Here is a 23,227-nt window from a genome sequence, read left to right on the forward strand (position 1 = left end):
ACTGTAGTGCAAGCTCTTTAACTCAATAGATATTCAACATATTCATAGCACTAAGGAAAAGAAGTCATGATGAAAGGTGGACTGGCTGGCTTGATGAAACAAGCTCAGCAGATGCAAGAGAAAATGAAAACCGCGCAAGCGGAGTTAGCTGCGTTAGAGGTTACTGGTCAAGCTGCTGGTGGTTTAGTTAAGGTGACTGTCTCTGGTAAGTACGAGCTCAAGCGCGTACAGATTGATCCAGGCGCCATGGATGATCGCGAGATGCTAGAAGACCTAATCGTGACTGCATACACCGAAGCATTTAAGCAAGTAGAGGCCGCTAGTGCGCAACTCATGTCAGGCGCAACTGCTGGTATGCCAATGCCTCCTGGCTTTAAGCTGCCTTTCTAATTCAGTTACTTAGTAAGTAGCTCAATAACCTAAATTCATGGCGCGTCACGAAGCTCCAACCGATGCCCTTGGTCGTTTGATTGAGGCATTGCGAGTATTGCCTGGAGTGGGTCCTAAGTCTGCACAGCGCATGGCTTTCTATTTATTGCAGCATGATCGCAATGGCGCTGCACTCTTGGCGCAGTCTCTCGGTGAAGCAGTAGAAACTGTAGGGCATTGCGCTCGTTGCAATACTTTTTCTGAAACGCAGATTTGCACGACTTGTTCGGATGGTCGTCGTGACCCATCACTGCTGTGTATTGTCGAAACGCCAGCCGATCAAGTCATGATTGAGCAAACTTTGAGCTTTAAAGGTAATTACTTTGTGCTCATGGGTCGCATCTCACCACTAGATGGTATGGGTCCTAATGAAATTCATTTTGATCGTTTGCTAGCTCGTATTGAAAACCCCGATACAGGCGTGCCGATTCGCGAAGTCGTGCTAGCAACTAACTTTACGAGTGAAGGTGAGGCTACGGCTCACTACATTGGTGAAGTACTCAAAACTAAAGGAATTAAAGTCACACGTATTGCCCGCGGTATTCCGGTGGGTGGTGAGCTTGAGTATGTTGATGCGGGCACTTTGGCTCGCGCCTTGATGGATCGTCGTTAAGCCTAGCTTAGGTTTACCCAAATATGATTGCAGTTACCCATTGATATTGAATTTAGAGACCCCATGAAAAAAACGACCATCGCTTTACTGTTTGCTACCCAATCCATTTTGCTCGCATGTAGCTCTAATCCCACTGCAAATTTAGGTGTGAGTGCGCAGCGAATTGCAGTCTCTAATTTTGATCGTGATGGTATTCGAGTAACGTATACGCTCGATGGCAAAGTGACTAGTGTTGAGTCGATTGTGTATATGCCAATTTGGGGTACTGATGCTAGTGCAGTGAGTGATGCGCAAAAGCGTAGTGAAAAAGCGGCCAAGGTTCAGATCAAAAATTTTGCTGATAAAAAGGCTTTTACCAGTGCGCTCTCAGCTAGCATCATTTCGATAAATTTAGAGCATGCCAGTGAGCAAAAGAAAAGTGGCGCGACTGATACGCAAAATCTCATTGCTTCTGATCGCGAGGTATTTTTAGATAAGAATGGCAAAGATATCAACGCTCGGGCGGAGAGCTCCAAAGTCTTGGATGATGCAAGTAAATTAGCCCAGTTAGTCGACAAGAATATTGATTGGCGTGATGTTGAGGGCAGTATGGTGTTGTCTACCGCTAAGCCAATTAATAATGGCCAAACCCTTGAGGCGATCTATCGCTGGTCTGCTAAGCGCTCTAACTAAGCAGGCTAACTAACCGGGCCAACTAAGCGGGCTAACTGAGTAACGTAACTAGCAATTACTTAGACTGCGCTTTTATTGATTGTCGTCTCGATGTCACGGGCACGACATAAACACTAGGTAAATTCACTCTTTTTGAGGATAATTTGGGCTGCGCAACCTTTGGGCTTCACTTCCTAAGTTCTCAATGGTGAGTTGCTTGAAATTTCCTTCAATCTGTTGCCCCTTAATGTCTTGATGACTAGGCAACCCAATCTGAAACTGTGAATGACCCGCAAACTTTTGCTCATTCTCCTGCTAAGTTTGATGATTGCTTTTGCGCATGCGCAAAGGGCAGGGTCAGGTGCTGACCAGATTGCCAGTTTTGCCGGTGATCTTTCTTGGTTGCCAACTGAAGGCGAGATTTTTGGTTTGCCAGTAAACGTACACGGTCAAACCACTTACATTAATCAGCGCTATAACAATTTCACTTCGAGTTACTCTGGTGTGAATAGCCTTTCTGCACAAAAGGCGATGAGCTACACCTGGTCAGGTACTTTGTTTCTAGGTGCACGCTTAGCGCCAAACACGGATATTTATTTCAACCCAGAAGTGATTTCAGGGGTGCCATTTTCTGGTCTAGTGGGTTTAGGTGGATTTACAAACGGTGAAGCCACTAAAGCTAATGGTGCGCAGGCCAAGTTTTATTCCGCTAGAGCATTCTTGCGTCAGACCTTTAATCAAGAGGGTGACAAAGTCGTTTTAGAAAATGATGCCAACCAAATTACCCAAACTGTCAGTAGCAATCGGGTAGTGGTAACTGCTGGCCAATTTTCTACTTTAGATATTTTTGACGATAGTCGCTACGCTAAAGACCCCCGTATTCAGTTTATGAACTGGGGCAATATGACTTACCTAGCCTATGACTACGCGGCCGATGCGCGTGGCTACAGTACAGGCCTGGCAGGTGAATGGTACTTAGATAACTGGGTGATGCGCGCCTCACGCATGATTACCCCAAAGACCCCAAACGGACGTGATCTGAACTGGCAAATCTTTAACGCTTATGGCGATCAATTTGAAGTAGAGCGCCAGCATCAGATTGGTGATCTGCCAGGTAAAGTCTCGGTACTAGCCTATCGCAATAAAATGATTTTGGCGCGCTTTGCTGATGCAACCAATTATGTGATTGCCAATAATGCGCAAGGTACTCAAGCGCTTAGTAATGTTCGCAACAACTATCAATATAAAACGGGTATTGGTATTAATGGCGAACAAGCCCTAACGAAAGACTTAGGAATCTATGGTCGTGCCTTTACATCAGATGGGCATACGGAAACCATGTCTTTTACGGAAGCCGATAATTCTTTATCCGTTGGTATGAGTTTGAATGGGATGCGCTGGAATCGTGCATACGACACGATCGGAATTTCGATGATGCAAAACGGACTGTCGAGCTTTCGTCGTAACTACTTGCAAGCGGGCGGCGTGTCGTATTTCATTGGAGATACATCTAATCCCTATAACGGTCCAAACCAGACAATTAACTATCGACCAGAGCGCGTAGGGGAGATTTACTACAACGCTTTGTTGGTAAAGAACGTGCTGTTGGGTGTGAACTTTCAGCACATCAATAACCCCGCCTACAACTCGGCTCGCGGACCGGTCAATATTGCTTCATTCCGTATTCATGCCGAGTTTTAAGGGCTAGGGGCCATTGGCCAGCCTTGCTAATTGATTATTGTCTTTAGAATCAATGGGATAGGAAATGTCAATAATTCGACATTTGTGTTTTCTACCCTATAATCGATAAAACCCCCTAAAACGGGTGCTTCATGGAAGCAAAACCGCATTAGGGGTTAAAAAAACAGCATTATTGAATTAAGAGGCAGCCGCTTTTGTTGAGTTTCGGCATACGCACAATTCGTTTAATTTCACCTCACGGTGCTGCCTTGCTGATCAGTGCAATTGCACTAGCCTCCCCATCTGTTTTGTGTACCAGCGCGTTTGCCCAAGCTACGAGTAATTTGGTGACGCAAAGTGAAGGCGAAGTATCGAGTCCAGTACAAGCGGGCACAGTGACGCTGCCAACAAGTTCTGCTGCAAATGCATTGGGAACATCGCCTTCAACTGAGAAGGCAGGTGCTAGCGTGACAGTGGTCACCAGTAATGAAGTCTCAACGGATTTATCGATGCCACCATCTATTGGTTCGCAGCTCAATGCACAACTGATCGCTCAAGATAAAACGAAGGCATCTGAACTATTCGTGCCAGTAACAAAAGCCAATACTCCAAAGACCTACGTTAAGAGCGCGCCATCAGGCCCGGTAGAGATGGATTTGCGTCAACTTTGGAATGAGCTCAAACTGAACAACCCACAGTTAGCTGCTTTGCGTGAGTCTTACTTATCAGCAAAAGCCACCGTGCCACAAATTGCTGCGCCAGCAAACCCACAAGTCGGATTAGTCTGGTCTGGTATGCCAGTTAACTCACCATTTGCTTTGGGCGGTGCCAATGCGCCGACGCCACAAAATCCAAATGGCATTAGTAGCAATAACTCAATCTCGGTAGCGCAGCCACTGCAGTTTCCAGGCAAAAAGAGTCTGGCTGCCGATATTGCAGATACCAATGCCGAATCTTTGTTGGCTCAGTCTGAATCGACTTACTTGCAACTCGGTGCGCAACTCTCAACGCTGTACTACAACACCTTAGCAACTCAAAAGCAGTTACAGGTTCTTAAAGAAACAGTGATGCGTCTGGAGATGATTAAGAACGTGGCTAAAGCAAGATATGCCAATAACGCTGCAGCTTACGTAGAGTATCTCAACGCACAAGTAGCCCAGAGCGCCGCGCAAGCCGATCAATTTAATTTAGAGCGCCAACTTGAAGTGGGTATTAAAAACATTAATACCTTGATTGGACGTCACTCCAGAGAGAGGCTCATTCTTAAAGGGGATAATCGCCGCGCGATGGCGCCAGTGCCCACATTGGTAGAGCTTGAGGACTACGCCGAATCAAGTCACCCCAGTTTGAAAAGTTCTGCTTTGCAGCTTGATGCCGCTCGCAAAGGGGTGACCTTAGCCAAGAAAGCCTATCTGCCCGATTTTCAGGTGATTGGTTCTTCGTACACGCCTAGGGGACCATTCTCGGCTAATAATGGCGCGCTGTTTTATCAGTTTGAATTAGATCTCATCATTCCGCTGTATTTCTTTACCAAAGAAAAGTACGGCGTTGAGCAGGCAATGCGCAATCAAGCTTCTGCTGAAGCGAGTGATATATCCAATCGCCAGCAAATTATTCTGGCGGTGAACTCAGCCTATGCCGCTTATCAACAAGCCAAAACCGCCACCACCTTTTTAAAAGAGCGCCAGGTGCCTCAAGCTGACGCGGCGTATAAGGTGGGCTTGATTCAGTATTCAAATAATGGGCAGGGCTTTAATGATTTGTTGACAGCCCAAACACAGTTGCGTAACTTGGAGGTGCAATTGGCATTGGCTGAAGCAAACCTCCTACAAGCACAAGCCACGTTGATGGTTACTGCTGGAAAAGAACCTTTTTAAGGAGTCGCTTTGAAAGACAAAATATTGTCGCTTCTAAAACAGTTGTCTGAAAAGGCAAAACCGATCTTGCATCAGGTCGCCCATTTTGGGATGCACCATGCAAAAGTGGCTGCTGCAAGTTTGTCTGGCCTCTATTGGAATTTGACTCCACAAAATCGCCATCGGGTTCGGATGGCAGCATACGTTTTTGCTATTTTGTCTTTTGGTATTGTGGTGGGACGCCTGACTGACGTAAACCGCGCTGTCAAGATTGAAGCTTCAGACAAAGCACTGAAAGTTGAGAAGACTGGCGTACTGGAATTGAAATTACCTGGCGTAAAACTCAACCCCGAGATTTATGTTTTCCAGACCGCAGAAAAAGTGCAAGTGCCAGTCAACATTAAAGTGCCAGGACGCTTGGCATTTAATGCAGAAAAATCAAAAGTACTTTCAGCGAGAGCGCCTGGTAGGGTAGAGCGTATTTATGCCTTTGATGGTGCCTTGGTTGATAACGGCTCGCCCATTGTGGAGCTCTATAGCCCTGAGTATCTATCTGCTCAGCAAGAGTATTTGCTCTCATCAAGAACAGCGAGGGTGTTGCAGGGCAATAGTACGATGAGTGATCTGCTGGGTGATGCACGCATTACGCAACAGGCTGCAGCCAATCGCATGCGTAATCTCGGTGCTAGCGAAGGGGATATTCGTAGCATCGAAAATTCTAGTAAGACCACAGCCAATCTCATCATGCGCTCACCGCTCAAAGGCGTCGTAGTTAAACGCAATGTTGAGCCTGGTTCAGTAGTAGCTTCAGGTGATGTGATTGCAACCTTGGCCGATCCAAATCAACTATGGTTCTTGGGTAATGTCTTTGAACAAGATTTTCGGATGGTAAAGCAAGGGCAGAAGATGATCTTGCGTCTAGAGGCTTACCCAGATAAAGAGTTTGTGGCTTATGCAAACTATATTGCCCCAACCATTGACCCACAAACACGGGCATTACTCATTCGTGCCGATGTTGAAAATACCGATGATCTGCTGCGACCCGATATGTATGTCTCTGGTTTGCTAACTACCGGTCAAGCTGATGCAGTGGTGGTGCCACAAACTGCTATCGTGCGTGTGCGCGAGAACCGCTATGCAATTATTAAAGTGAGTGCAGATACGTTTCGCCGAGTGCCAGTTAAAGGCTACGATCTAAACAGTAAAAGCTTTGCGATTACTGAAGGTGTAGAGCAAGGTTGGCAGATCTTGGCAGAGGGTGCTGTCTTGTTAAATGACCGCTTTGCGAAGCAGGAGGACTAAGTGAGCGCTTTTACCTCCTTTATTCGAGGAGTAGTTGAGAAGCGCGTGCTTGTCATATTCGCTTCGGTCGTGCTTTTAGGTTTGGGTATGTTTAGCCTGAGCAAGCTGCCGATTCAGCCATACCCAGGCGTTGCACCATTAACGATTCAAGCGATTTCTCAATGGCCTGGCAGAAGTACCACCGAAGTAGAGCAGCAAGTCACAATTCCCGTTGAAAATGCCTTGGCAGGTATTCCTGGATTGCAAGCATTTCGCTCAGTATCTCTATTTGGCTTGTCAGTTGTCACGCTCAAGTTCAACGACACCGCCGATCCATTTAAAGCGCGTCAGATTTTCATTGCCAATTTATCGAATGTCAGCTTTCCGCAAGGCGTCACTTCTAGTATTAGCCCAGACTCGGATGCTACAGGCGAGATCATGCGTTATGAGGTGCGTTCAGATTACGCGAACTCAACCACTCTAAAGACCTTGCAAAACTATGAGATCTATAAAGAGCTCAAGCAAACTCCTGGTGTAGCAGACGTCTCATCTTTTGGTGGCAAGGTACGTCAATACCAAGTGATTGTGAGCCCAGAGAGCTTGCATGCAAAAGGTGTCACGATTAATGAACTGATTGCTGCGCTTGCCAATGCCAATAGCAATACCGGTGGCGGATTGTTGCCTAGTGGCGAGCAGCAATTTGTGGTGCGCGGAGTTGGCCTCTTAAAGACCATTGATGATATTAAGCAAGTGGTTATTACCAATAACAAAGGGGTGCCGATTCGCATTGGTGATGTCGCGACTGTGCAAATTGGTAATGCGCCACGCTTGGGTATGTTCCAGTTCAATGAGAATCCAGACTCAGTCGAAGGCATTGTGTACCTGCGTCGGGGTGAGAATGCGACCGAGGTCTTAGCGCGTGTGCGCAGTACGGTAGAGAGTATTAATAAACATGTTCTACCGCCTGGTATTGAAGTTAAACCTTTCTATGACCGTCAGGTGCTCTTAGATATTACGATTGGCACTGTGAAGCACACCTTGTTCTTTGGTATCTCATTAGTGCTAGCAGTTTTATTCTTTTTCTTAGGCAATATTCGTGCAGCCGCAGTAGTAGCTGCAGTCATTCCATTGGCCTTGTGCGTTTCGTTTATTCAGATGCATTTATGGAGCGTGCCAGCTAATTTGATTTCTTTGGGCGCGATTGACTTTGGTGTGATCGTGGATTCTGCGGTGATTCTGACTGAGAACGTCATGCGTCACTTAGAAGAAGGTGGCAAGCGTCTTAATCAAAGCATTATTTTGGCCACGAGCGAAGTGCAGCGCGCCATGATTTATTCCACTGGCATCATTATTGTGGCGTACTCACCATTGTTCTTTATGGGCGGTGTTGAGGGCATCATCTTTAAACCAATGGCTTTCACTATGGGCTTTGCTTTGATTGCGGCGATGGTGCTCAGCCTAACTTTCTTGCCGGCGATGATTTCTTTGGTGTTTGGTGAGAACTTGCATCACAAGCCGCCTTCATTCATTACCAAGATATTAGATAGCTATAAGCCTTTATTGAGAAGGTGGATGGATCGCCCACTAACGGTGTTTTCGGTAGCAGTATTTGTTCTAGGTATTACCTTGCTCAGCATGACTCGTTTAGGTACGGCATTTTTGCCAACCTTAGAAGAGAACAATATTTGGTTGCGAGTGACTTTGCCAAACACAGTGGATTTAGATTACTCAGTAAAAATCGCTAATCAATTGCGCGAAACCTTTATGAAGCAACCCGAGATTGATAAGGTTGCTGCGCAGATTGGTCGTCCGGATGATGGTACCGATTCCACTGGGGTATTTAATCAAGAGTATGGTCTTTATCTCAAGAGCCCTGATCGCATGCCTTCTGGAACTAGTAAGAAAGATCTGATTGCTCACCTAGAAGCTGAGCTGAATCAGATTCCCGGTATTACTTATAGCTTTTCTCAGTACATTCAAGATAACGTGAACGAGGCTCTCTCAGGAGTGAAGGGTGAGAACTCTGTCAAGATCTATGGCACTGATTTAGAGGTCTTGGATCAAAAAGCGCATGAAGTGATTGATCAGTTGAAGAAAGTGCGTGGGGTTGCCGATGAAGGCATTTTGAAAGAACTCGGTCAGCCCACTTTAAATATTCAGATTGATCGAGAGCGCGCTTCTCGTTACAACATTAATGTGAACGATATACAGACGGTCGTAGCCAATGCGATTGGTGGAGCAGCAGTCACAAACTTGCTCGAAGATGAAAAGACCTTTGGGATTGCGGTTCGCTTAAATGAAGGTAGTCGCAATGACGTGGCAGATATTCGTAGTCTGTTAGTTGACTCACCAGATGGTGCAAAAGTGCCGCTATCGATGGTCGCAAATGTGCAGTTAACCGACGGCCCATTCTTCATTTATCGTGAAGCAGGTAAGCGCTATATTGCTATTAAATTTAGCGTTCGCAATCGTGACTTGGGTAGTGCAGTAGAAGATGCACAGTATTTGGTAGAAAAAAATATTACCTTGCCTCCAAACTACTCGATTAGCTGGGATGGTCAGTTCAACCAGATGAAGCAGGCCCAGAAAAAACTGATGGTGATCGTTCCTTTGGCATTGATGGGCATTTTCTTATTGCTTGTGAGTGCCTTTGGCAATTTCCGTGACGCTTTCATTGTCATGATTAATGTGCCGTTTGCTGCGATTGGCGGGGTGATCGCTCTGCACCTAGCGGGGGAGACCTTGAGTATCTCGGCATTCTTTGGATTCTTATCCTTGTTTGGTATTGCGATTCAAGATGGCGTTATTTTGATTTCCTTTATTAATAAAACTGCCGCAACGGAGCATGGCCAAATGAAAGACGTGATGGTCGAAGGTGCATCACTACGGGTACGCCCAGTATTGATGACTGCCGCACTGTCTGGTTTGGGATTATTGCCAGCTGCCTTATCGCATTCGATTGGATCAGAAGCTCAGCGCCCATTGGCTTTGGTGATTGTGGGTGGAATGGTAACGACAACCATTCTGACACTTTTAGTATTGCCGGTGATTTATGGCTGGTTCAGAGCAAGATCGCTTAATAATGCGAAAACTATTTAATTGAGTAAGCAGATTGGATAACTTTGAATAAGCAAACATCATGAGTCAGCAGCAACCCCACATTTTGGTATCAAATGATGATGGCTATTTAGCCCCAGGCTTATTGGCGCTCGTTAATGCCGTTCGTCCATTGGGTCGCATTACGGTGATTGCGCCAGAGCAAAATCACAGTGGCGCATCAAATTCGTTAACGCTGTCTAGGCCGCTCTCGATTCATCGGGTTGCAGGCGGTGAGCGTGATGGTTTCTTCTTCATTAATGGCACGCCTACTGATTGTGTGCACGTCGCCATGACGGGTTTCTTAGATGAAAAGCCAGATTTAGTCATTTCTGGAATTAATCAAGGTGAGAACATGGGTGAAGACGTTCTGTATTCTGGAACCGTTGCTGCGGCCATTGAAGGGGTGATGTTCGGCGTTCCTGGTATCGCGTTTTCGCAAATTGATCGCGGCTGGAATCGTATTGATGATGCTGCTAAAGCGGCGCACGACATTGTTAAGCAAATGCTCTCATCAAACCTCAATCAGAATCACACTGATGGCATGGCTGCGCTGCTCAATGTGAATATTCCCAATCGTCCATACGATGAGCTACATCGTTGGCGTGTCACGCGTTTAGGTAATCGCCATCATTCACAACCCGTGGTAGTGCAAGATAGCCCGCGTGGTGAGAAAATTTACTGGATAGGCGCAGCAGGGCATGTAAAAGATAATTCTGAAGGCACAGACTTTCATGCGATCGATGATGGTTGTATTTCAATTACGCCAATGCAACTTGACTTAACGCATCACGCTCGTTTGGCAGCTATGCGCGCACAAGGTTGGGGTCGCGGTTGAAACAGCCAGTTGAGCGCTTTGCAGCCTACCGTCAAGCCTTAGCCGCCAAAGTACATGCTGGCGGTGTTAAGCATGGAAAAACATTAGAGGCGATTGCAACAGTGCCCCGTCATGCTTTTATGGATCCGGGTCTGCATGTGCAGGCTTATGAAGATACTGCTTTGCCAATTGGGCATGAGCAAACGATTTCTAAGCCATCTGTAGTTGCACGCATGATTGAGTTGTTGCACAAGCCGCGTCATCCATTAGGTAAGGTGCTCGAGATTGGTACAGGCTGCGGTTACCAAGCAGCGGTATTGAGTTTGCTGGCCGATGAAGTCTATTCCATTGAGCGCATACGACCGCTGCATGATTTAGCACGAGCCAAGTTGCGACCATTTCGGATTAATAATTTGCGCTTAATTTATGGCGATGGCATTTTAGGTTTGCCACAAGCCGCACCATTTGATGGGATTATCTTGGCCGCTGCTGGCTTAGGGATACCGGATGCTTTATTGGATCAATTGGCGATTGGTGGTCGTTTGGTTGCCCCGGTAGCTAAAAATGAAAAAGAGCAGCAGTTGGTGATGGTTGAAAGAATGAGCTCACAGCGCTATCAAAGAACCGTTTTGGACGGGGTCTTTTTTGTCCCCTTACAATCAGGGGTAGTATGAGATTGAGAAAGAATTCCGATTCCATGACCTGGTTATTTAAAACATTATTTTTGACAATGCTGTCGGCTGCAGTGCTGTTTGTGACTGGGTGTTCAACCCCGCGCACTAAACCAGCGAGCGTAACCGATCGCACCGCAGGCGCATCATCTGAGCCTGCACCTCCTGGCTATTACCGTGTGAAGCGTGGTGATACCTTAGCGCGAATTGCTTTAGATCATGGTCAAGCACCGCGTGATGTCGCGCAATGGAATAAAGCCGAAAACCCTAACTTCAACCCAAACATTATTGAAGTGGGTGATTTAGTTTTGGTTAAGCCACCTGTAAATACTAAAACTGCTGCAGCTAAGCCAACCGACAAAAAACCATCTGCTGATAAAGCCGATACCCCTGCGCCTGCGGAGGCAGCCAAGGCTGAAGTGGTGGCAGAGCCTGGGATTCGTTTGTCATGGCCAGCTAAAGGCAAGGTGACTACTGAATTTAACGAAACCAATAAAGGTATTGATATTGCTGGTAAGGTTGGTGAACCAGTTTTAGCCGCTGCCGATGGCAAAGTGGTTTATGCAGGCAATAGCTTGCGTGGCTATGGCAATTTAGTCATTGTGAAACATGACAATACTTATTTAACTGCCTATGCCCATAACAGCAAACTCTTAGTTAAAGAAGGTGATAGTGTGCGTAAGGGTCAGAAGATTGCTGAGATGGGTGATACCGATACCAATTCACCAAAACTGCACTTTGAGTTGCGTGTAAACGGTAAGCCAGTAAACCCAACGCCGTATATACAGTAAGACCAGCGCGGCGTTTTTTGTTTATGGCCACTGTTCTTGTCTTCGATATTGAAACTATTCCAGATGTAGCGGGTCTGCGTCGGGTTGAGGGCTACCCCGACTCGATGAGTGATGCTGAGGTTGCTGCCAAAGCAATGGCTGAGCGTGCTGAAAAAACCGGTAGTGAGTTTTTGCCATTGTTTTTGCAAAGAGTAGTTGCTATCTCTTGTGTGATTCGCAGAACCACTAAAGAGGGTGCCCCTCAAATTAAAGTAGGCACCCTAGGAAACCCAGATGATGATGAGAAAGTGATTGTTCAGGCTTTCTTTGACTTGGTTGAAAAGTACACCCCACAATTGGTTTCATGGAATGGCAGTGGCTTTGATTTACCCGTTCTGCACTACCGTGCGCTAGCCAATCACATTCAAGCATCTCGCTACTGGGAGATGGGTGAGAGCAAAGAAGTCGATAGCCGCGACTTTAAGTGGAACAACTATATTGGCCGATATCACATGCGCCATCTAGACATGATGGATCTTTTGGCCAAATATAACGGCAGAGCGAATGCACCCTTGGATGGTTTAGCAAAGCTGTGCGGCTTTCCTGGCAAGATGGGCATGGATGGCAGTCAAGTATGGCCTGCTTATCAAGAAGGCAAGATCAACGATATTCGTCGCTATTGCGAAACCGATGTGGTGAACACGTATTTAATGTACTGCCGCTTTCAGTTGCTGCGCGGTGGATTTACTTTGCAAGAGTATCAAGAAGAGATTGCATTTGTTAAAAGCTATTTAGAAAAAGAAGCCAAAGAGTCCAATGGCGGCCAGTGGCAGGAGTATCTACAAGGTTTCGCACCGGATGCGTAGAGGGGATAAGCCAGTCAATATTGAGGTGACTGAACCCATTACCGTTACGTCCCTCGATTTAGATGCACAAGGGATTGCGCGCCTCGCTGCAAATCCTGAGGCTGAGGAACTTGATCCTGAATCTAGTAGCAAAGTCATTTTTATCAAAGGTGCACTGCCTACCGAGTTAGTGACCTACACCATCACGAGTGACAAAGCACGGTTTGCAAAAGCCAAGGTGCGCGAGATTCTTAAACCTGCAGTCTTTCGAGCAGAGCCTAAATGCGTTGCCTTTGGTGTCTGTGGTGGTTGCACTATGCAGCATTTGGATATTCGGGCGCAGGTTGCAATGAAGCAACGCGTTTTAGAAGATGATTTGCGTCATATCGCCAAGGTATCTCCAGAAGAAATTTTCCGACCGATGGGCGGACCTACTTGGGAATATCGGCATCGCGCGCGTTTGAGCGCAGTCAATCGCTCGATTAAAAAAGGCACAGTCTTAATAGGATTTCATGAGGGCAAAAGTGGCTATGTAGCCGATATGCTCGCTTGTGAGATCTTGCCTAAGCATCTCTCTGATTTGTTGCCGCAGATGCGCAAATTAGTAATGGGTTTATCAATTGTCGATCACATGCCGCAAATTGAGATTGCAGTGGGCGAGCCTGAAGATCCAAATTCAGATGACCCTAAAAAGGCTGCCCCAGTTACCGCACTCGTCTTTCGAAATCTCAAACCGCTCACTGCTGCAGATGAAGACTTACTCCGCAAATTTGCAGATCAGCACCATGTGTGGATTTGGTTGCAACCTAAGGGTATTGAAACGGTTGCGCCGTTTTATCCAGAAATCGGCAAGCTTTGCTATCGACTGCCTGAATTTGAAATCGAGATGCCATTTAAGCCTGCAGACTTTACGCAGGTTAATCACATGATGAACCGTGCTTTGGTTAGTAAGGCAATTCGTTTGCTAGAAGTTAAAGAGAGTGATCGTGTGCTCGACTTATTTTGTGGCATTGGTAATTTCACTTTGCCCTTAGCGCGTAAAGCAAAAGCAGTATTGGGTATCGAGGGTTTAGCTACGCTTACTACCCGCGCAAAAGCCAATGCAGAGCACAACGGCTTGGCTCATAAAGCGAGTTTTATGCAAAGTGATTTATTTGAAGTTACCGCAGAGACTATTGCTGAGTGGGGCAGAGCGGATCGCTGGTTGATGGATCCACCGCGTGAAGGCGCCATGGAAATTTGCAAAGCGATCTCACAATTACATACGATCAATAGTGAGCTATTGCCACAGCGCATTGTCTATGTCTCTTGTAATCCCAAGACCTTGGCTAGAGATGCAGATATTCTTTGTCACCAAGCTGGCTATACCCTAAAAGGCGCTGGCATCGTTAATATGTTTCCGCACACCTCTCATGTGGAATCCATGGCCGTATTTGACCGTTTGCCAGTCTAGTTAATCATTTGCACCAATTTAGAGCTTAATAAATGCCTTGATGGTGCTTAGCCATGATGCTTGGTGCATGCAGCCCCAACTCCAATTTGTTTGAAGAGTAGATTAAAAGTGTGCGGTGGAGTGTTGCCGTTAATTGTTCAGGCAAATACTAGGAGTACATCATGAGAGCCTCAGATAGTTTTGCAATCTTGTTGATCTTGATTGCGCTGTCATATGCGGTATCGATGTTTGTAGCAAATTAATTGCTACAGGTATCTAGGAGACAGAGCTAGGGTATTAGGTAACTAGCAAACTATAAAAGACAAAAAAAGAAAAAAGAAAAGGCGCCCGTAGGCGCCTAGAGAATTGCACACTAAATTTAATGTGCGTTACAAGTTACAAAAACAACTTTAGTCGCGATCACCACCAAAGATGCCCAAGAGAGCTAAGAGGTTGGTGAATACGTTGTAGACATCTAAGTAGATTGCAAGGGTGGCCATGATGTAGTTGGTTTCACCACCATTTACAACACGCTGCACATCAACCAAGATGAAAGCAGAGAAGATGGCGATAGCCAAGACCATCACAGTCAACATCAGGGCTGGTAATTGCAACCAGATATTTGCCAAAGAGGCAACGATCAAGAGTAAAACACCCACCATCAACCATTTGCCCATGCCAGCAAAGTCACTCTTGCTCACCGTAGCGATTGTTGCCATGGTTGCGAAGATTGCCGCTGTGCCACCGAATGACAACATGATGAGTGCTGCGCCATTGCTGTAGCTGTTGAGCGTAAAACCAACGAGGCGAGAGAGCATGATGCCCATGAAGAAGGTGAAGCCCAATAAGAGCAGAACACCGACACCAGTGTCTTTATTCTTATCAATTGCCCAGAAGAAACCAAAAGCAACCGCCATAAAGACGATGAAACCCAAGAATGGGCTGCCAGCAAACAGGTCAAGACCCATAGCAACACCTAGCCAAGCGCCAATGACGGTAGGCACCATGGAAAGCGCTAAGAGAGCATAGGTATTGCGCAGTACGCGGTTGCGTACTTGAACGGTACTAATTGAGCCAGCCTGGCCAAAGCCGTAAGAGTTAAGGTCACTCATATAGACTCCTTCTTTCGTAGTAATTACATGAGCCCATGAAGGGCTGTTGTCATTAAGTATAGACAAAACACCTTAATTTCAAGACCTGGCATAAAAAGACTACAAATCGAGGGGTTATACCCAGTAAATTCAAGACCTTAGCCCTATAGATATAGGGGTAAATACGGTCAGACAATGTATAATTCGGGGGTCGTTGGAGTGGGGTGCCTATTTATTAGCACATTAGCAATCTTCACCTTACCCAGCAAATACCTTTGAAATCACTATTGGAGTCCTGAATGGCAATCGAACGCACCCTATCTATTATCAAACCTGATGCTGTCGCTAAAAACGTCATCGGCAAAATCTATGACCGTTTTGAATCAGCTGGTTTGAAGATTGTCGCGTCCAAAATGGCACATCTTTCTCAATCTGAAGCAGAGCAGTTCTATGCCGTTCACAAAGAGCGTCCTTTCTTCAAGGATTTGGTGAATTTCATGATTTCTGGTCCAGTCATGATTCAAGTATTGCAAGGTGAAGGCGCTATCGCTAAGAACCGCGACTTGATGGGTGCTACTGATCCTAAGAAAGCAGATAAAGGCACTATCCGTGCAGATTTTGCTGACAGCATCGATGCCAACGCGGTACACGGTTCTGACGCTCCTGAAACTGCTGCTGTGGAAGTTGCATTCTTCTTCCCTGGCATGAACGTTTTCAATCGTTAATCGTTACTTGTTATTCAATCACCCGACTTAATTGAAAAGTAGGCGCATTGACCTCCCCGCGCGTAAATCTCTTAGATTTTGACGCTGACCAACTGGCGGCGTATGTCGCGGGGTTAAACGAAAAGCCCTTTAGGGCAAAGCAACTCATGCAGTGGATACATCAACGTGGTGTATCCAACATTAATGACATGAGTGATTTAGCAAAGAGTTTTCGGGCTACCTTGCTCGATAAAGCTGAAATACTCTCTTTACCTGTTATCAAAGACGAGCATGCCCAAGATGGCACCCGCAAGTGGCTATTGGATGTGGGCGCAGGCAATGCGGTGGAGTCGGTTTACATTCCAGAAGATGATCGTGGCACATTGTGCATTTCTTCTCAGGCTGGCTGCGCTGTCAACTGCCGTTTTTGTTCCACCGGACATCAAGGCTTCTCACGCAATCTCAGCTCAGGTGAAATCATCGGTCAACTTTGGTTTGCTGAACATCTATTGCGTAATGATCCAGATGCGGTTCGCCGTATTGAAAAATATCCAACACCAGGTTGGGAACATACCGGTCGTGTGATTTCGAATGTGGTGATGATGGGTATGGGCGAGCCCTTGCTCAACTATGACAATGTCGTCTCGGCATTGCACCTGATGCTAGATGATCGAGCATATGGGCTATCTCGTCGTCGTGTGACAGTATCCACATCGGGTGTCGTGCCCATGATTGATCGTTTAGCGCAAGATTGCCCTGTAGCACTAGCAGTCTCTTTGCATGCACCCAACGATGCCTTGCGTGATCAACTCGTGCCACTCAATCAGAAATACCCTTTACGGGAATTGCTCGATGCTTGCGAACGCTATTTGCCATTTGCGCCCAGAGACTTTTTGACTTTTGAATACTGCATGCTTGATGGTGTAAACGATTCTGATATTCAAGCAAAAGAATTAGTGCGTTTATTAAAGAACATTAAGTGCAAGATCAATCTGATTCCATTTAATCCATTTCCAGAGTCAGGCTTAAAGCGTTCACCAGCGCAACGCGTGAATACCTTTGCCAGCATTCTTTTGGATGCGGGCATGGTGGCAACTGTACGTAAGACTCGGGGCGATGATATTGCCGCTGCTTGTGGCCAATTGGCAGGAGATGTGGTTGATCGCACTCGTGTTCGAGAGCGCGCAGTTCATGATGCTGAGATCATCGTTGACACTCAATCAAATGAACAGCCAATTGAATGGCTCAAGAAATTAAATTGATATGAACGATTCATATGAATGATTCTTTAATACAAGCTCAATTACCTTTGGGTCCATCACCCAAGCGTGCTACTCGCCAAGCGAAAGTGGTTTGGAAAACCAACATCATTACCGTTGGTGGCGATGCGCCAGTGCGTGTGCAATCAATGACTAATACCGACACTGCTGATGCAGTTGGCACGGCAATACAGGTAAAAGAATTAGCACGCGCTGGTTCAGAGATGGTGCGTATCACTGTCAATACGCCCGAAGCGGCAGCAGCGGTTCCTTATATTCGTGAGCAGTTAGACAAGATGGATATCTTGGTGCCGCTGATTGGTGACTTTCATTACAACGGCCACACTTTATTAAATGATTTTCCAGATTGTGCAAAAGCACTCTCTAAATATCGCATTAACCCAGGTAATGTGGGTAAGGGTGCTAAACGCGATCCGCAATTTGCACAAATGATTGAAGCGGCTTGTAAATATGACAAGCCAATTCGGATTGGCGTGAACTGGGGAAGCTTAGATCAAGATCTATTGGCCTCCATCATGGATAGCAATGCAGCGCTAGAAGTGCCTAAGACAGCGCAAGAAGTAATGATTGAGGCGCTGATTCAGTCAGCGTTGCAATCTGCCGAGAAAGCGGTGGAGCTAGGCATGAACCCTGATCAGATTTTGCTTTCTTGCAAAGTGAGCAATGTCCAAGATTTAATTGCCGTATATCGTGACTTATCGCGCCGCTCAGACTACCCATTGCATTTGGGATTAACTGAAGCAGGCATGGGTAGTAAAGGTATCGTTGCCTCTACTGCGGCAATGGGAATTTTGTTGCAAGAGGGTATTGGCGACACCATACGGGTTTCTTTAACACCAGAGCCTGGTGCACCTCGCGAGAATGAAGTGATTGTTGCGCAAGAGATTTTGCAAACCATGGGCTTGCGTAATTTCACGCCAATGGTAATTGCATGCCCTGGTTGTGGCAGGACTACCAGCACGACTTTCCAGGAGCTCGCTGCCAATATTCAGTCTTACTTACGTCAGCAAATGCCAGTTTGGAAGAAGACTCATCCAGGCGTTGAAAATATGAATGTAGCGGTAATGGGTTGTATCGTGAATGGCCCTGGTGAGAGCAAGCATGCCAATATCGGCATTTCTTTGCCAGGCACAGGGGAGACCCCCGCAGCCCCAGTGTTTGTAGATGGGGTTAAAGTAAAGACATTGCGTGGCGACAATATTGCCCAAGAGTTTCAGGTAATCGTAGATGACTATGTCAAACAACACTACGCCCCAAAATAAAACAATTAAATAAAAGAACAAAGCAAGAACACAGTAAGAACAACAAAGATGACCGACCAGAACAACAAAGCGAAAGTTCAAAAAATCAACGGCGTGCGCGGCATGAATGATTTATTGCCAGCCGATGCTGCGCAGTGGGCGCATCTAGAGCATGTTTTGCGTGATCTCACTCGTGCTTATGGTTATGAGTTTTTAAGAACGCCGATTGTGGAAGCGACTGCAGTATTTCAACGAGGCATTGGTGAGGTAACCGACATTGTTGAGAAAGAGATGTATTCCTTTGAGGATAGACTCAATGGTGAGCAACTCACTTTGCGCCCTGAAGGTACTGCCGCACTCGTGCGTTCTGTGATTGAGAACAATCTTCTCTATGAAGGACCAAAGCGTCTTTGGTATACCGGCCCGATGTTTCGTCATGAGCGCCCACAGCGTGGTCGCTATCGTCAATTCCATCAGTTTGGTATCGAAGCCTTAGGATTTGCTGGGCCTGATATTGATGCTGAAATTATTCTCATGGGTCAACGCTTGTGGGATGAGTTGGGTCTTAAAGGCGTGCGCCTAGAGATTAATTCATTGGGCCAAGCTAATGAGCGCGCAGAGCACCGCGCAGCACTAGTGGCTTATTTTGAGAAAAACCAGTCACAACTAGATGAAGATTCTCAACGCCGTTTACTAACCAATCCATTGCGCATTTTGGATTCTAAAAATCCCGAGATGCAAGCTTTAATAGAGGGCGCGCCAAAGTTATTGGATTTCTTGGGTGAAGAGTCCCTCAAGCACTTTGAAGCAGTTCAAGCCTTGCTTAAAGCAAACAATATTCCATGCAAAATTAATCCACGCTTGGTGCGTGGCTTGGATTATTACAACCTGACGGTCTTTGAATGGATTACTGATGAGTTGGGAGCGCAAGGCACGATTGCTGGTGGTGGTCGTTATGACCCATTAATTGAGCGTATGGGTGGCAAAGCAGCACCCGCATGTGGCTGGGCAATGGGCATGGAGCGCGTTCTCGAGCTGATGAAAGTGTCGGGTTCACTGCCTGAGCCCCAAGCGCAATGCGATATTTTTGTTTTACATCAGGGTGGCGAGACATTGACTGCCGCCATGATTATTGCCGAACGTTTGCGTAGTGCAGGAATTGACACGATTTTGTTCTGCCCTCCAGACGGTCAATCAGCCAGCTTTAAATCCCAGATGAAGAAGGCGGATGCCAGTGGGGCAGCATTTGCCGTCATTATTGGACCAGATGAGCTGGCTAAAAATGAGGCCTCTCTAAAAGACCTGCGTGGTACCGGTGAGCAAAAGACCGTTTCCTTGGATGGGGTGCTTGAGGTTGCAATCGATGCCTTGGTGGGCACCTCCGAATAGAATAGCAATATATATAGAACCTGAATTGTGAGTTTGGATTGATATGCCATTAGATTTAGAAGAACAAGAACAACTAGACCAACTCAAAGCGTTTTGGCAAAAGTATCGCAACCTGATTACGGGTGTTGCAACGGTCGCTTTATTTGCCTATGCCGCCTATAGCGGATATCAATGGTGGCGCAATAGCCAAGCATTAGAAGCATCGAAGTTATATGAGACGATGGTAAGTGCGATTGAGAAGGGCGACAAAGAACAAACCTTGCGCGCTGCCGATGACTTGCAAAAAAGTTTTGCAAGTACGCCATATGCACCCATGTCTAGTTTGATTGCCGCTCGTATTGCTTCAGATGCAGGCGATGCTGCCAAGGCATTAGATTATTTACGTTGGGCTGCCAAGAATGCTGCCAATGATGCTTATCTTGCTTTGGCCAAGATGCGTTTGGTTTCTCAATTGATCGAGCAGGGCACTGAAAAAGATTTTGCTGAAGCAGATCAGATTTTGCAGGGTAAGCCTATTGCAGGCTTTGAAGCTCTTTGGCTTGAGCGCCGCGGCGATTGGTATTTAGCCCAAAAGAAAAATGAACAAGCAAAAACAAGTTATCAAGATGCTTGGAAAAAATTAGATCAGGCTAAAGAGTTTCCAGAAGAGGCGCGCCGTCTCTTGAAAGTGAAGCTAGATGCTGTTGGAGGGGTTGCACAGTGATAGTGGCTAAGCACGCAGTAAAACTTGGAGTAAAGCTCACAAGCAAGGTTTTAGTACTTGGATTAATTAGCGCGGCCTTAGTTGCGTGCTCTGGAAACTCTCGTGTTCGTAAACCCGCCGAATTAGTTGAGGTGAAGAACCAGTTTGATTTGCAGCCAGTATGGTCAACCAGCGTAGGTTCATCTGAATCGTTTAATTTTCATCCTGTGGTCGCGGGTAATTCAGTGTATGCAGCATCACATCGCGGCAATCTAACGAAGATTGATTTGGCCTCTGGCAATAAGGTATGGGAAGTTTCTGTACCAGAGCGATTGGCGATTGGTCCTGGGTCAGATGGTCGTACAACTGTGGCGGTCTCGATTAAGGGCAATGTCTATGCGTATGACGACACTGGTAAAGCTCTCTGGAATGTCAACGTAGGTAGTGAAGTGCTCAGTGAGCCTGTTGTTGCTGGTGGCGTTGTGGTGATTCGCGCGCTAGACAATCGCTTCATTGGCCTAGATGCGCAAACAGGCGCACGTAAATGGAACTACCAACGTCAACAATCTGCCTTGTCATTGCGTGTGGGCTACGGTATGTTGCCGATTAATAATGAAGTCATCGTCACGGGCTTTGCTGGCGGTCGCTTTGGCATGATTGCGCTGGCTAATGGTGGATTGATTTGGGAAACCCCTGTGTCTTTCCCAAAAGGCTTCTCTGAGATTGAGCGTTTGAATGATGTGACTGCAAAACCGAGTATGGAAGGTGAGATTCTGTGTGCGGTGTCTTATCAAGGTCGCATTGGTTGTGGTCAAGCACGTACTGGTAATTTGCTCTGGTTTAAAGACTTCTCCAGTTACACCGGTACTGCGCAAAGTTCAGACTTAGTCTTCTCCGCTAATGAAAAATCCCATGTCTTCGCATTTGCGACAAAAGATGGCGGTCAGTTTTGGGAGAACACACAACTCACGTTCCGCGATGTAGGTGAACCACTTGCAGTAGGTAGAGTATTGCTGATGGGCGACGCCCAAGGTTATGTGCATGCATTCGCTCAAGCAAATGGGGAGTTAGTTGCTCGCATTCGTCATGACAGTAGCCCAATTTCAGCGGCGCCGATTGCAGTGGGTGGTCTGATTGTGATTCAGTCTCAAGGTGGCAAGATCGCCGCTTATAGCCCCAAATGAATCCAGTCATCACTATCGTTGGTCGACCTAACGTTGGGAAGTCCACGCTCTTTAATCGCTTAACCCGTTCACGCGATGCACTCGTTGCAGACTTCTCTGGTTTAACGCGCGATCGTCACTATGGCAAAGGTCGCATCGGTGACCGTGCATTTATCTGTGTCGACACAGGCGGTTTTGAACCCGTTGCCAAGACTGGCATTGTGGCCGAGATGGCCAAGCAAACCAAGCAAGCAGTTGCTGAGTCTGACATTGTGATCTTCTTAGTTGATGGCCGTTTAGGCTTGGCGCCACAAGATCGAGTGATTGCGGATTTCTTACGCAAATCAGGCAGACCTGTTATTTTGGCAGTCAACAAAACGGAAGGCATGCAAGCTGGTGTTGTCACGGCTGATTTTCATGAGCTTGGATTAGGTGAGCCATTCCCGATCTCTTCTGCGCATGGTGATGGTGTTAGAGGTCTGATTGATGATGCTCTAGATTCTTTAGGAATCGCAGAGCCTGATGAGGAAGAGCTCGCAAACGATCCTAATCGCCCTATGAAAATTGCAGTAGTGGGACGTCCGAACGTAGGCAAATCAACACTGATTAATAAGTTGATTGGTGAAGAGCGTGTCATTGCATTTGATATGCCAGGTACTACACGAGATGCAATTGAAGTGCCGTTTGAACGCAATGGCAAACCTTATATTCTGGTTGATACGGCTGGTTTGCGTCGTCGCGGTAAGGTCTTTGAAGCGATTGAAAAGTTTTCCGTAGTCAAAACATTGCAAGCAATCGCTGATTGCAACGTCGTGATTTTGATGCTCGATGCCCAGCAAGATATTTCTGAGCAAGATGCTCACATCGCTGGCTTTATTGTGGAAGCAGGGCGTGCTCTAGTGGTTGCCGTCAACAAGTGGGATGGCATTGATTCCTATGTCAAAGAACGCGCGCGTTTAGAGATTGCGCAAAAGTTGCGTTTTCTAGATTTTGCAAACGTGCACCCTATCTCCGCTAAGAAGGGAACGGGCTTAAAAGAACTCTTTAAGGATGTGGATTCTGCTTATGCGGCGGCAATGGCAAAACTGCCAACCCCGCGCTTAACTCGTATCTTGCAAGAGGCAGTTGAACACCAGCAACCCAAGCGAGTTGGTATGGGTCGACCCAAATTGCGCTACGCCCATCAAGGCGGCATGAACCCACCGATTGTGGTGATTCATGGGACCTCTCTGAGTGGCGTGACCGATAGCTATAAGCGTTACTTGGAAGGTCGCTTTCGAGATGTGTTCAAGTTGCGTGGAACCCCTTTACGGATTCAGATGAATACCGCCAAGAACCCATATGTGGACGCGGATAAGGGTAAAAAAGGGAAAAAGCGCTAGTTTTCTGCCCTTTAAACCCTAGATTTCAGTAAGGGCTTGATTTTTATAAAATTAGGCTCAATATAACGAGTTCGATGATTGATAACTTCTTTTTCGAGACAACCTTAAGATACATTGAAATAAAAGCAAGACTCCCATAAAACAAACCAATAAA

19 protein-coding genes and 1 pseudogene are annotated in these 23,227 nt (G+C 46.5%); 19 read left to right on the forward strand and 1 reads right to left on the reverse strand.

Annotated elements, in window-relative coordinates; translation table 11 throughout:
• The first annotated feature begins 66 nt into the window (after window positions 1–66).
• From NHB34_RS03620 to rlmD, 12 genes and pseudogenes are all read left to right on the forward strand, one after another.
• The gene (locus tag NHB34_RS03620; protein ID WP_173955967.1) at window positions 67–390 is read left to right on the forward strand and encodes a YbaB/EbfC family nucleoid-associated protein; all 324 of its coding nucleotides are present in this window, start codon (window positions 67–69) and stop codon (window positions 388–390) included.
• A 37-nt stretch (window positions 391–427) separates the two neighbouring features.
• A complete protein-coding gene (gene recR, locus NHB34_RS03625) occupies window positions 428–1,042 on the forward strand; it encodes a recombination mediator RecR (RefSeq protein ID WP_353428282.1) in 615 nt (204 codons plus the stop codon).
• A 63-nt stretch (window positions 1,043–1,105) separates the two neighbouring features.
• Window positions 1,106–1,714 carry a hypothetical protein gene (locus NHB34_RS03630; protein WP_353428283.1) on the forward strand — a complete coding sequence of 203 codons (609 nt, stop codon included), beginning with the start codon at window positions 1,106–1,108 and terminating at the stop codon, window positions 1,712–1,714.
• Window positions 1,715–1,978: 264 nt separating this feature from the next.
• The gene (locus NHB34_RS03635; RefSeq protein ID WP_353428284.1) at window positions 1,979–3,394 is read left to right on the forward strand and encodes a carbohydrate porin; all 1,416 of its coding nucleotides are present in this window, start codon (window positions 1,979–1,981) and stop codon (window positions 3,392–3,394) included.
• Between the two features lie 197 nt (window positions 3,395–3,591).
• Window positions 3,592–5,250, forward strand: a complete 1,659-nt coding sequence (locus NHB34_RS03640) for a TolC family protein (protein WP_353428285.1) — start codon at window positions 3,592–3,594, stop codon at window positions 5,248–5,250.
• A 9-nt stretch (window positions 5,251–5,259) separates the two neighbouring features.
• Window positions 5,260–6,531, forward strand: a complete 1,272-nt coding sequence (locus tag NHB34_RS03645) for an efflux RND transporter periplasmic adaptor subunit (protein ID WP_353428286.1) — start codon at window positions 5,260–5,262, stop codon at window positions 6,529–6,531.
• A complete protein-coding gene (locus tag NHB34_RS03650; protein ID WP_353428287.1) occupies window positions 6,532–9,609 on the forward strand; it encodes a CusA/CzcA family heavy metal efflux RND transporter in 3,078 nt (1,025 codons plus the stop codon).
• Window positions 9,610–9,649: 40 nt separating this feature from the next.
• The gene (surE, locus tag NHB34_RS03655; protein ID WP_353428288.1) at window positions 9,650–10,444 is read left to right on the forward strand and encodes a 5'/3'-nucleotidase SurE; all 795 of its coding nucleotides are present in this window, start codon (window positions 9,650–9,652) and stop codon (window positions 10,442–10,444) included.
• A 29-nt stretch (window positions 10,445–10,473) separates the two neighbouring features.
• Window positions 10,474–11,097, forward strand: a pseudogene (locus tag NHB34_RS03660) (protein-L-isoaspartate(D-aspartate) O-methyltransferase); the annotation flags it as partial.
• Window positions 11,098–11,120: 23 nt separating this feature from the next.
• Entirely contained in the window at window positions 11,121–11,885 is a 765-nt protein-coding gene (locus NHB34_RS03665; RefSeq protein WP_353428289.1) for a peptidoglycan DD-metalloendopeptidase family protein, read from the forward strand.
• Between the two features lie 23 nt (window positions 11,886–11,908).
• Complete coding sequence (locus tag NHB34_RS03670) at window positions 11,909–12,730, forward strand: 3'-5' exonuclease (RefSeq protein WP_353428290.1); 822 nt, start codon at window positions 11,909–11,911, stop codon at window positions 12,728–12,730.
• Complete coding sequence (rlmD, locus tag NHB34_RS03675; RefSeq protein ID WP_353428528.1) at window positions 12,723–14,162, forward strand: 23S rRNA (uracil(1939)-C(5))-methyltransferase RlmD; 1,440 nt, start codon at window positions 12,723–12,725, stop codon at window positions 14,160–14,162. Before NHB34_RS03670 ends, rlmD begins: the two co-directional genes overlap by 8 nt.
• A gap of 389 nt (window positions 14,163–14,551) precedes the next feature.
• On the opposite strand, the gene NHB34_RS03680 is transcribed toward rlmD, so the two are convergent.
• Entirely contained in the window at window positions 14,552–15,253 is a 702-nt protein-coding gene (locus NHB34_RS03680; protein ID WP_353428291.1) for a Bax inhibitor-1 family protein, read from the reverse strand.
• A 278-nt stretch (window positions 15,254–15,531) separates the two neighbouring features.
• Between NHB34_RS03680 and ndk the strand changes: the two genes are divergently transcribed.
• From ndk to der, 7 genes are read left to right on the forward strand one after another with little or no spacing between them, the layout of a single operon-like run.
• Entirely contained in the window at window positions 15,532–15,957 is a 426-nt protein-coding gene (ndk, locus tag NHB34_RS03685; RefSeq protein WP_353428292.1) for a nucleoside-diphosphate kinase, read from the forward strand.
• 47 nt (window positions 15,958–16,004) lie between these two features.
• Entirely contained in the window at window positions 16,005–17,198 is a 1,194-nt protein-coding gene (rlmN, locus tag NHB34_RS03690; protein ID WP_353428293.1) for a 23S rRNA (adenine(2503)-C(2))-methyltransferase RlmN, read from the forward strand.
• Between the two features lie 14 nt (window positions 17,199–17,212).
• Window positions 17,213–18,478: a flavodoxin-dependent (E)-4-hydroxy-3-methylbut-2-enyl-diphosphate synthase gene (gene ispG / locus NHB34_RS03695; RefSeq protein ID WP_353428294.1), complete on the forward strand. Its 1,266-nt coding sequence runs from the start codon at window positions 17,213–17,215 to the stop codon at window positions 18,476–18,478.
• 48 nt (window positions 18,479–18,526) lie between these two features.
• Entirely contained in the window at window positions 18,527–19,846 is a 1,320-nt protein-coding gene (hisS, locus tag NHB34_RS03700) for a histidine--tRNA ligase (RefSeq protein ID WP_353428295.1), read from the forward strand.
• 43 nt (window positions 19,847–19,889) lie between these two features.
• The gene (locus NHB34_RS03705; protein ID WP_353428296.1) at window positions 19,890–20,549 is read left to right on the forward strand and encodes a tetratricopeptide repeat protein; all 660 of its coding nucleotides are present in this window, start codon (window positions 19,890–19,892) and stop codon (window positions 20,547–20,549) included.
• Window positions 20,550–20,551: 2 nt separating this feature from the next.
• Window positions 20,552–21,712, forward strand: coding sequence for an outer membrane protein assembly factor BamB (gene bamB, locus NHB34_RS03710; protein ID WP_353428297.1), 1,161 nt, complete (start codon window positions 20,552–20,554; stop codon window positions 21,710–21,712).
• On the forward strand, window positions 21,709–23,073 hold the full coding sequence (gene der / locus NHB34_RS03715; protein ID WP_353428298.1) for a ribosome biogenesis GTPase Der: 1,365 nt from the start codon (window positions 21,709–21,711) through the stop codon (window positions 23,071–23,073). Before bamB ends, der begins: the two co-directional genes overlap by 4 nt.
• The last annotated feature ends 154 nt before the right edge of the window (window positions 23,074–23,227 follow it).

The sequence above is a fragment of the Polynucleobacter sp. MWH-UH19D genome (assembly GCF_040409795.1).
GTDB lineage: Bacteria > Pseudomonadota > Gammaproteobacteria > Burkholderiales > Burkholderiaceae > Polynucleobacter.

Bases quoted from the DNA above. Each gene is read 5' to 3' on its own strand.
- NHB34_RS03620 (WP_173955967.1), top strand. From the start codon at position 67: ATGATGAAAGGTGGACTGGCTGGCTTGATGAAACAAGCTCAGCAGATG.
- recR (WP_353428282.1), top strand. From the start codon at position 428: ATGGCGCGTCACGAAGCTCCAACCGATGCCCTTGGTCGTTTGATTGAG.
- NHB34_RS03630 (WP_353428283.1), top strand. From the start codon at position 1,106: ATGAAAAAAACGACCATCGCTTTACTGTTTGCTACCCAATCCATTTTG.
- NHB34_RS03635 (WP_353428284.1), top strand. From the start codon at position 1,979: ATGACCCGCAAACTTTTGCTCATTCTCCTGCTAAGTTTGATGATTGCT.
- surE (WP_353428288.1), top strand. From the start codon at position 9,650: ATGAGTCAGCAGCAACCCCACATTTTGGTATCAAATGATGATGGCTAT.
- NHB34_RS03665 (WP_353428289.1), top strand. From the start codon at position 11,121: ATGACCTGGTTATTTAAAACATTATTTTTGACAATGCTGTCGGCTGCA.
- NHB34_RS03670 (WP_353428290.1), top strand. From the start codon at position 11,909: ATGGCCACTGTTCTTGTCTTCGATATTGAAACTATTCCAGATGTAGCG.
- rlmD (WP_353428528.1), top strand. From the start codon at position 12,723: ATGCGTAGAGGGGATAAGCCAGTCAATATTGAGGTGACTGAACCCATT.
- NHB34_RS03680 (WP_353428291.1), bottom strand. From the start codon at position 15,253: ATGAGTGACCTTAACTCTTACGGCTTTGGCCAGGCTGGCTCAATTAGT.
- ndk (WP_353428292.1), top strand. From the start codon at position 15,532: ATGGCAATCGAACGCACCCTATCTATTATCAAACCTGATGCTGTCGCT.
- ispG (WP_353428294.1), top strand. From the start codon at position 17,213: ATGAATGATTCTTTAATACAAGCTCAATTACCTTTGGGTCCATCACCC.
- hisS (WP_353428295.1), top strand. From the start codon at position 18,527: ATGACCGACCAGAACAACAAAGCGAAAGTTCAAAAAATCAACGGCGTG.
- NHB34_RS03705 (WP_353428296.1), top strand. From the start codon at position 19,890: ATGCCATTAGATTTAGAAGAACAAGAACAACTAGACCAACTCAAAGCG.
- der (WP_353428298.1), top strand. From the start codon at position 21,709: ATGAATCCAGTCATCACTATCGTTGGTCGACCTAACGTTGGGAAGTCC.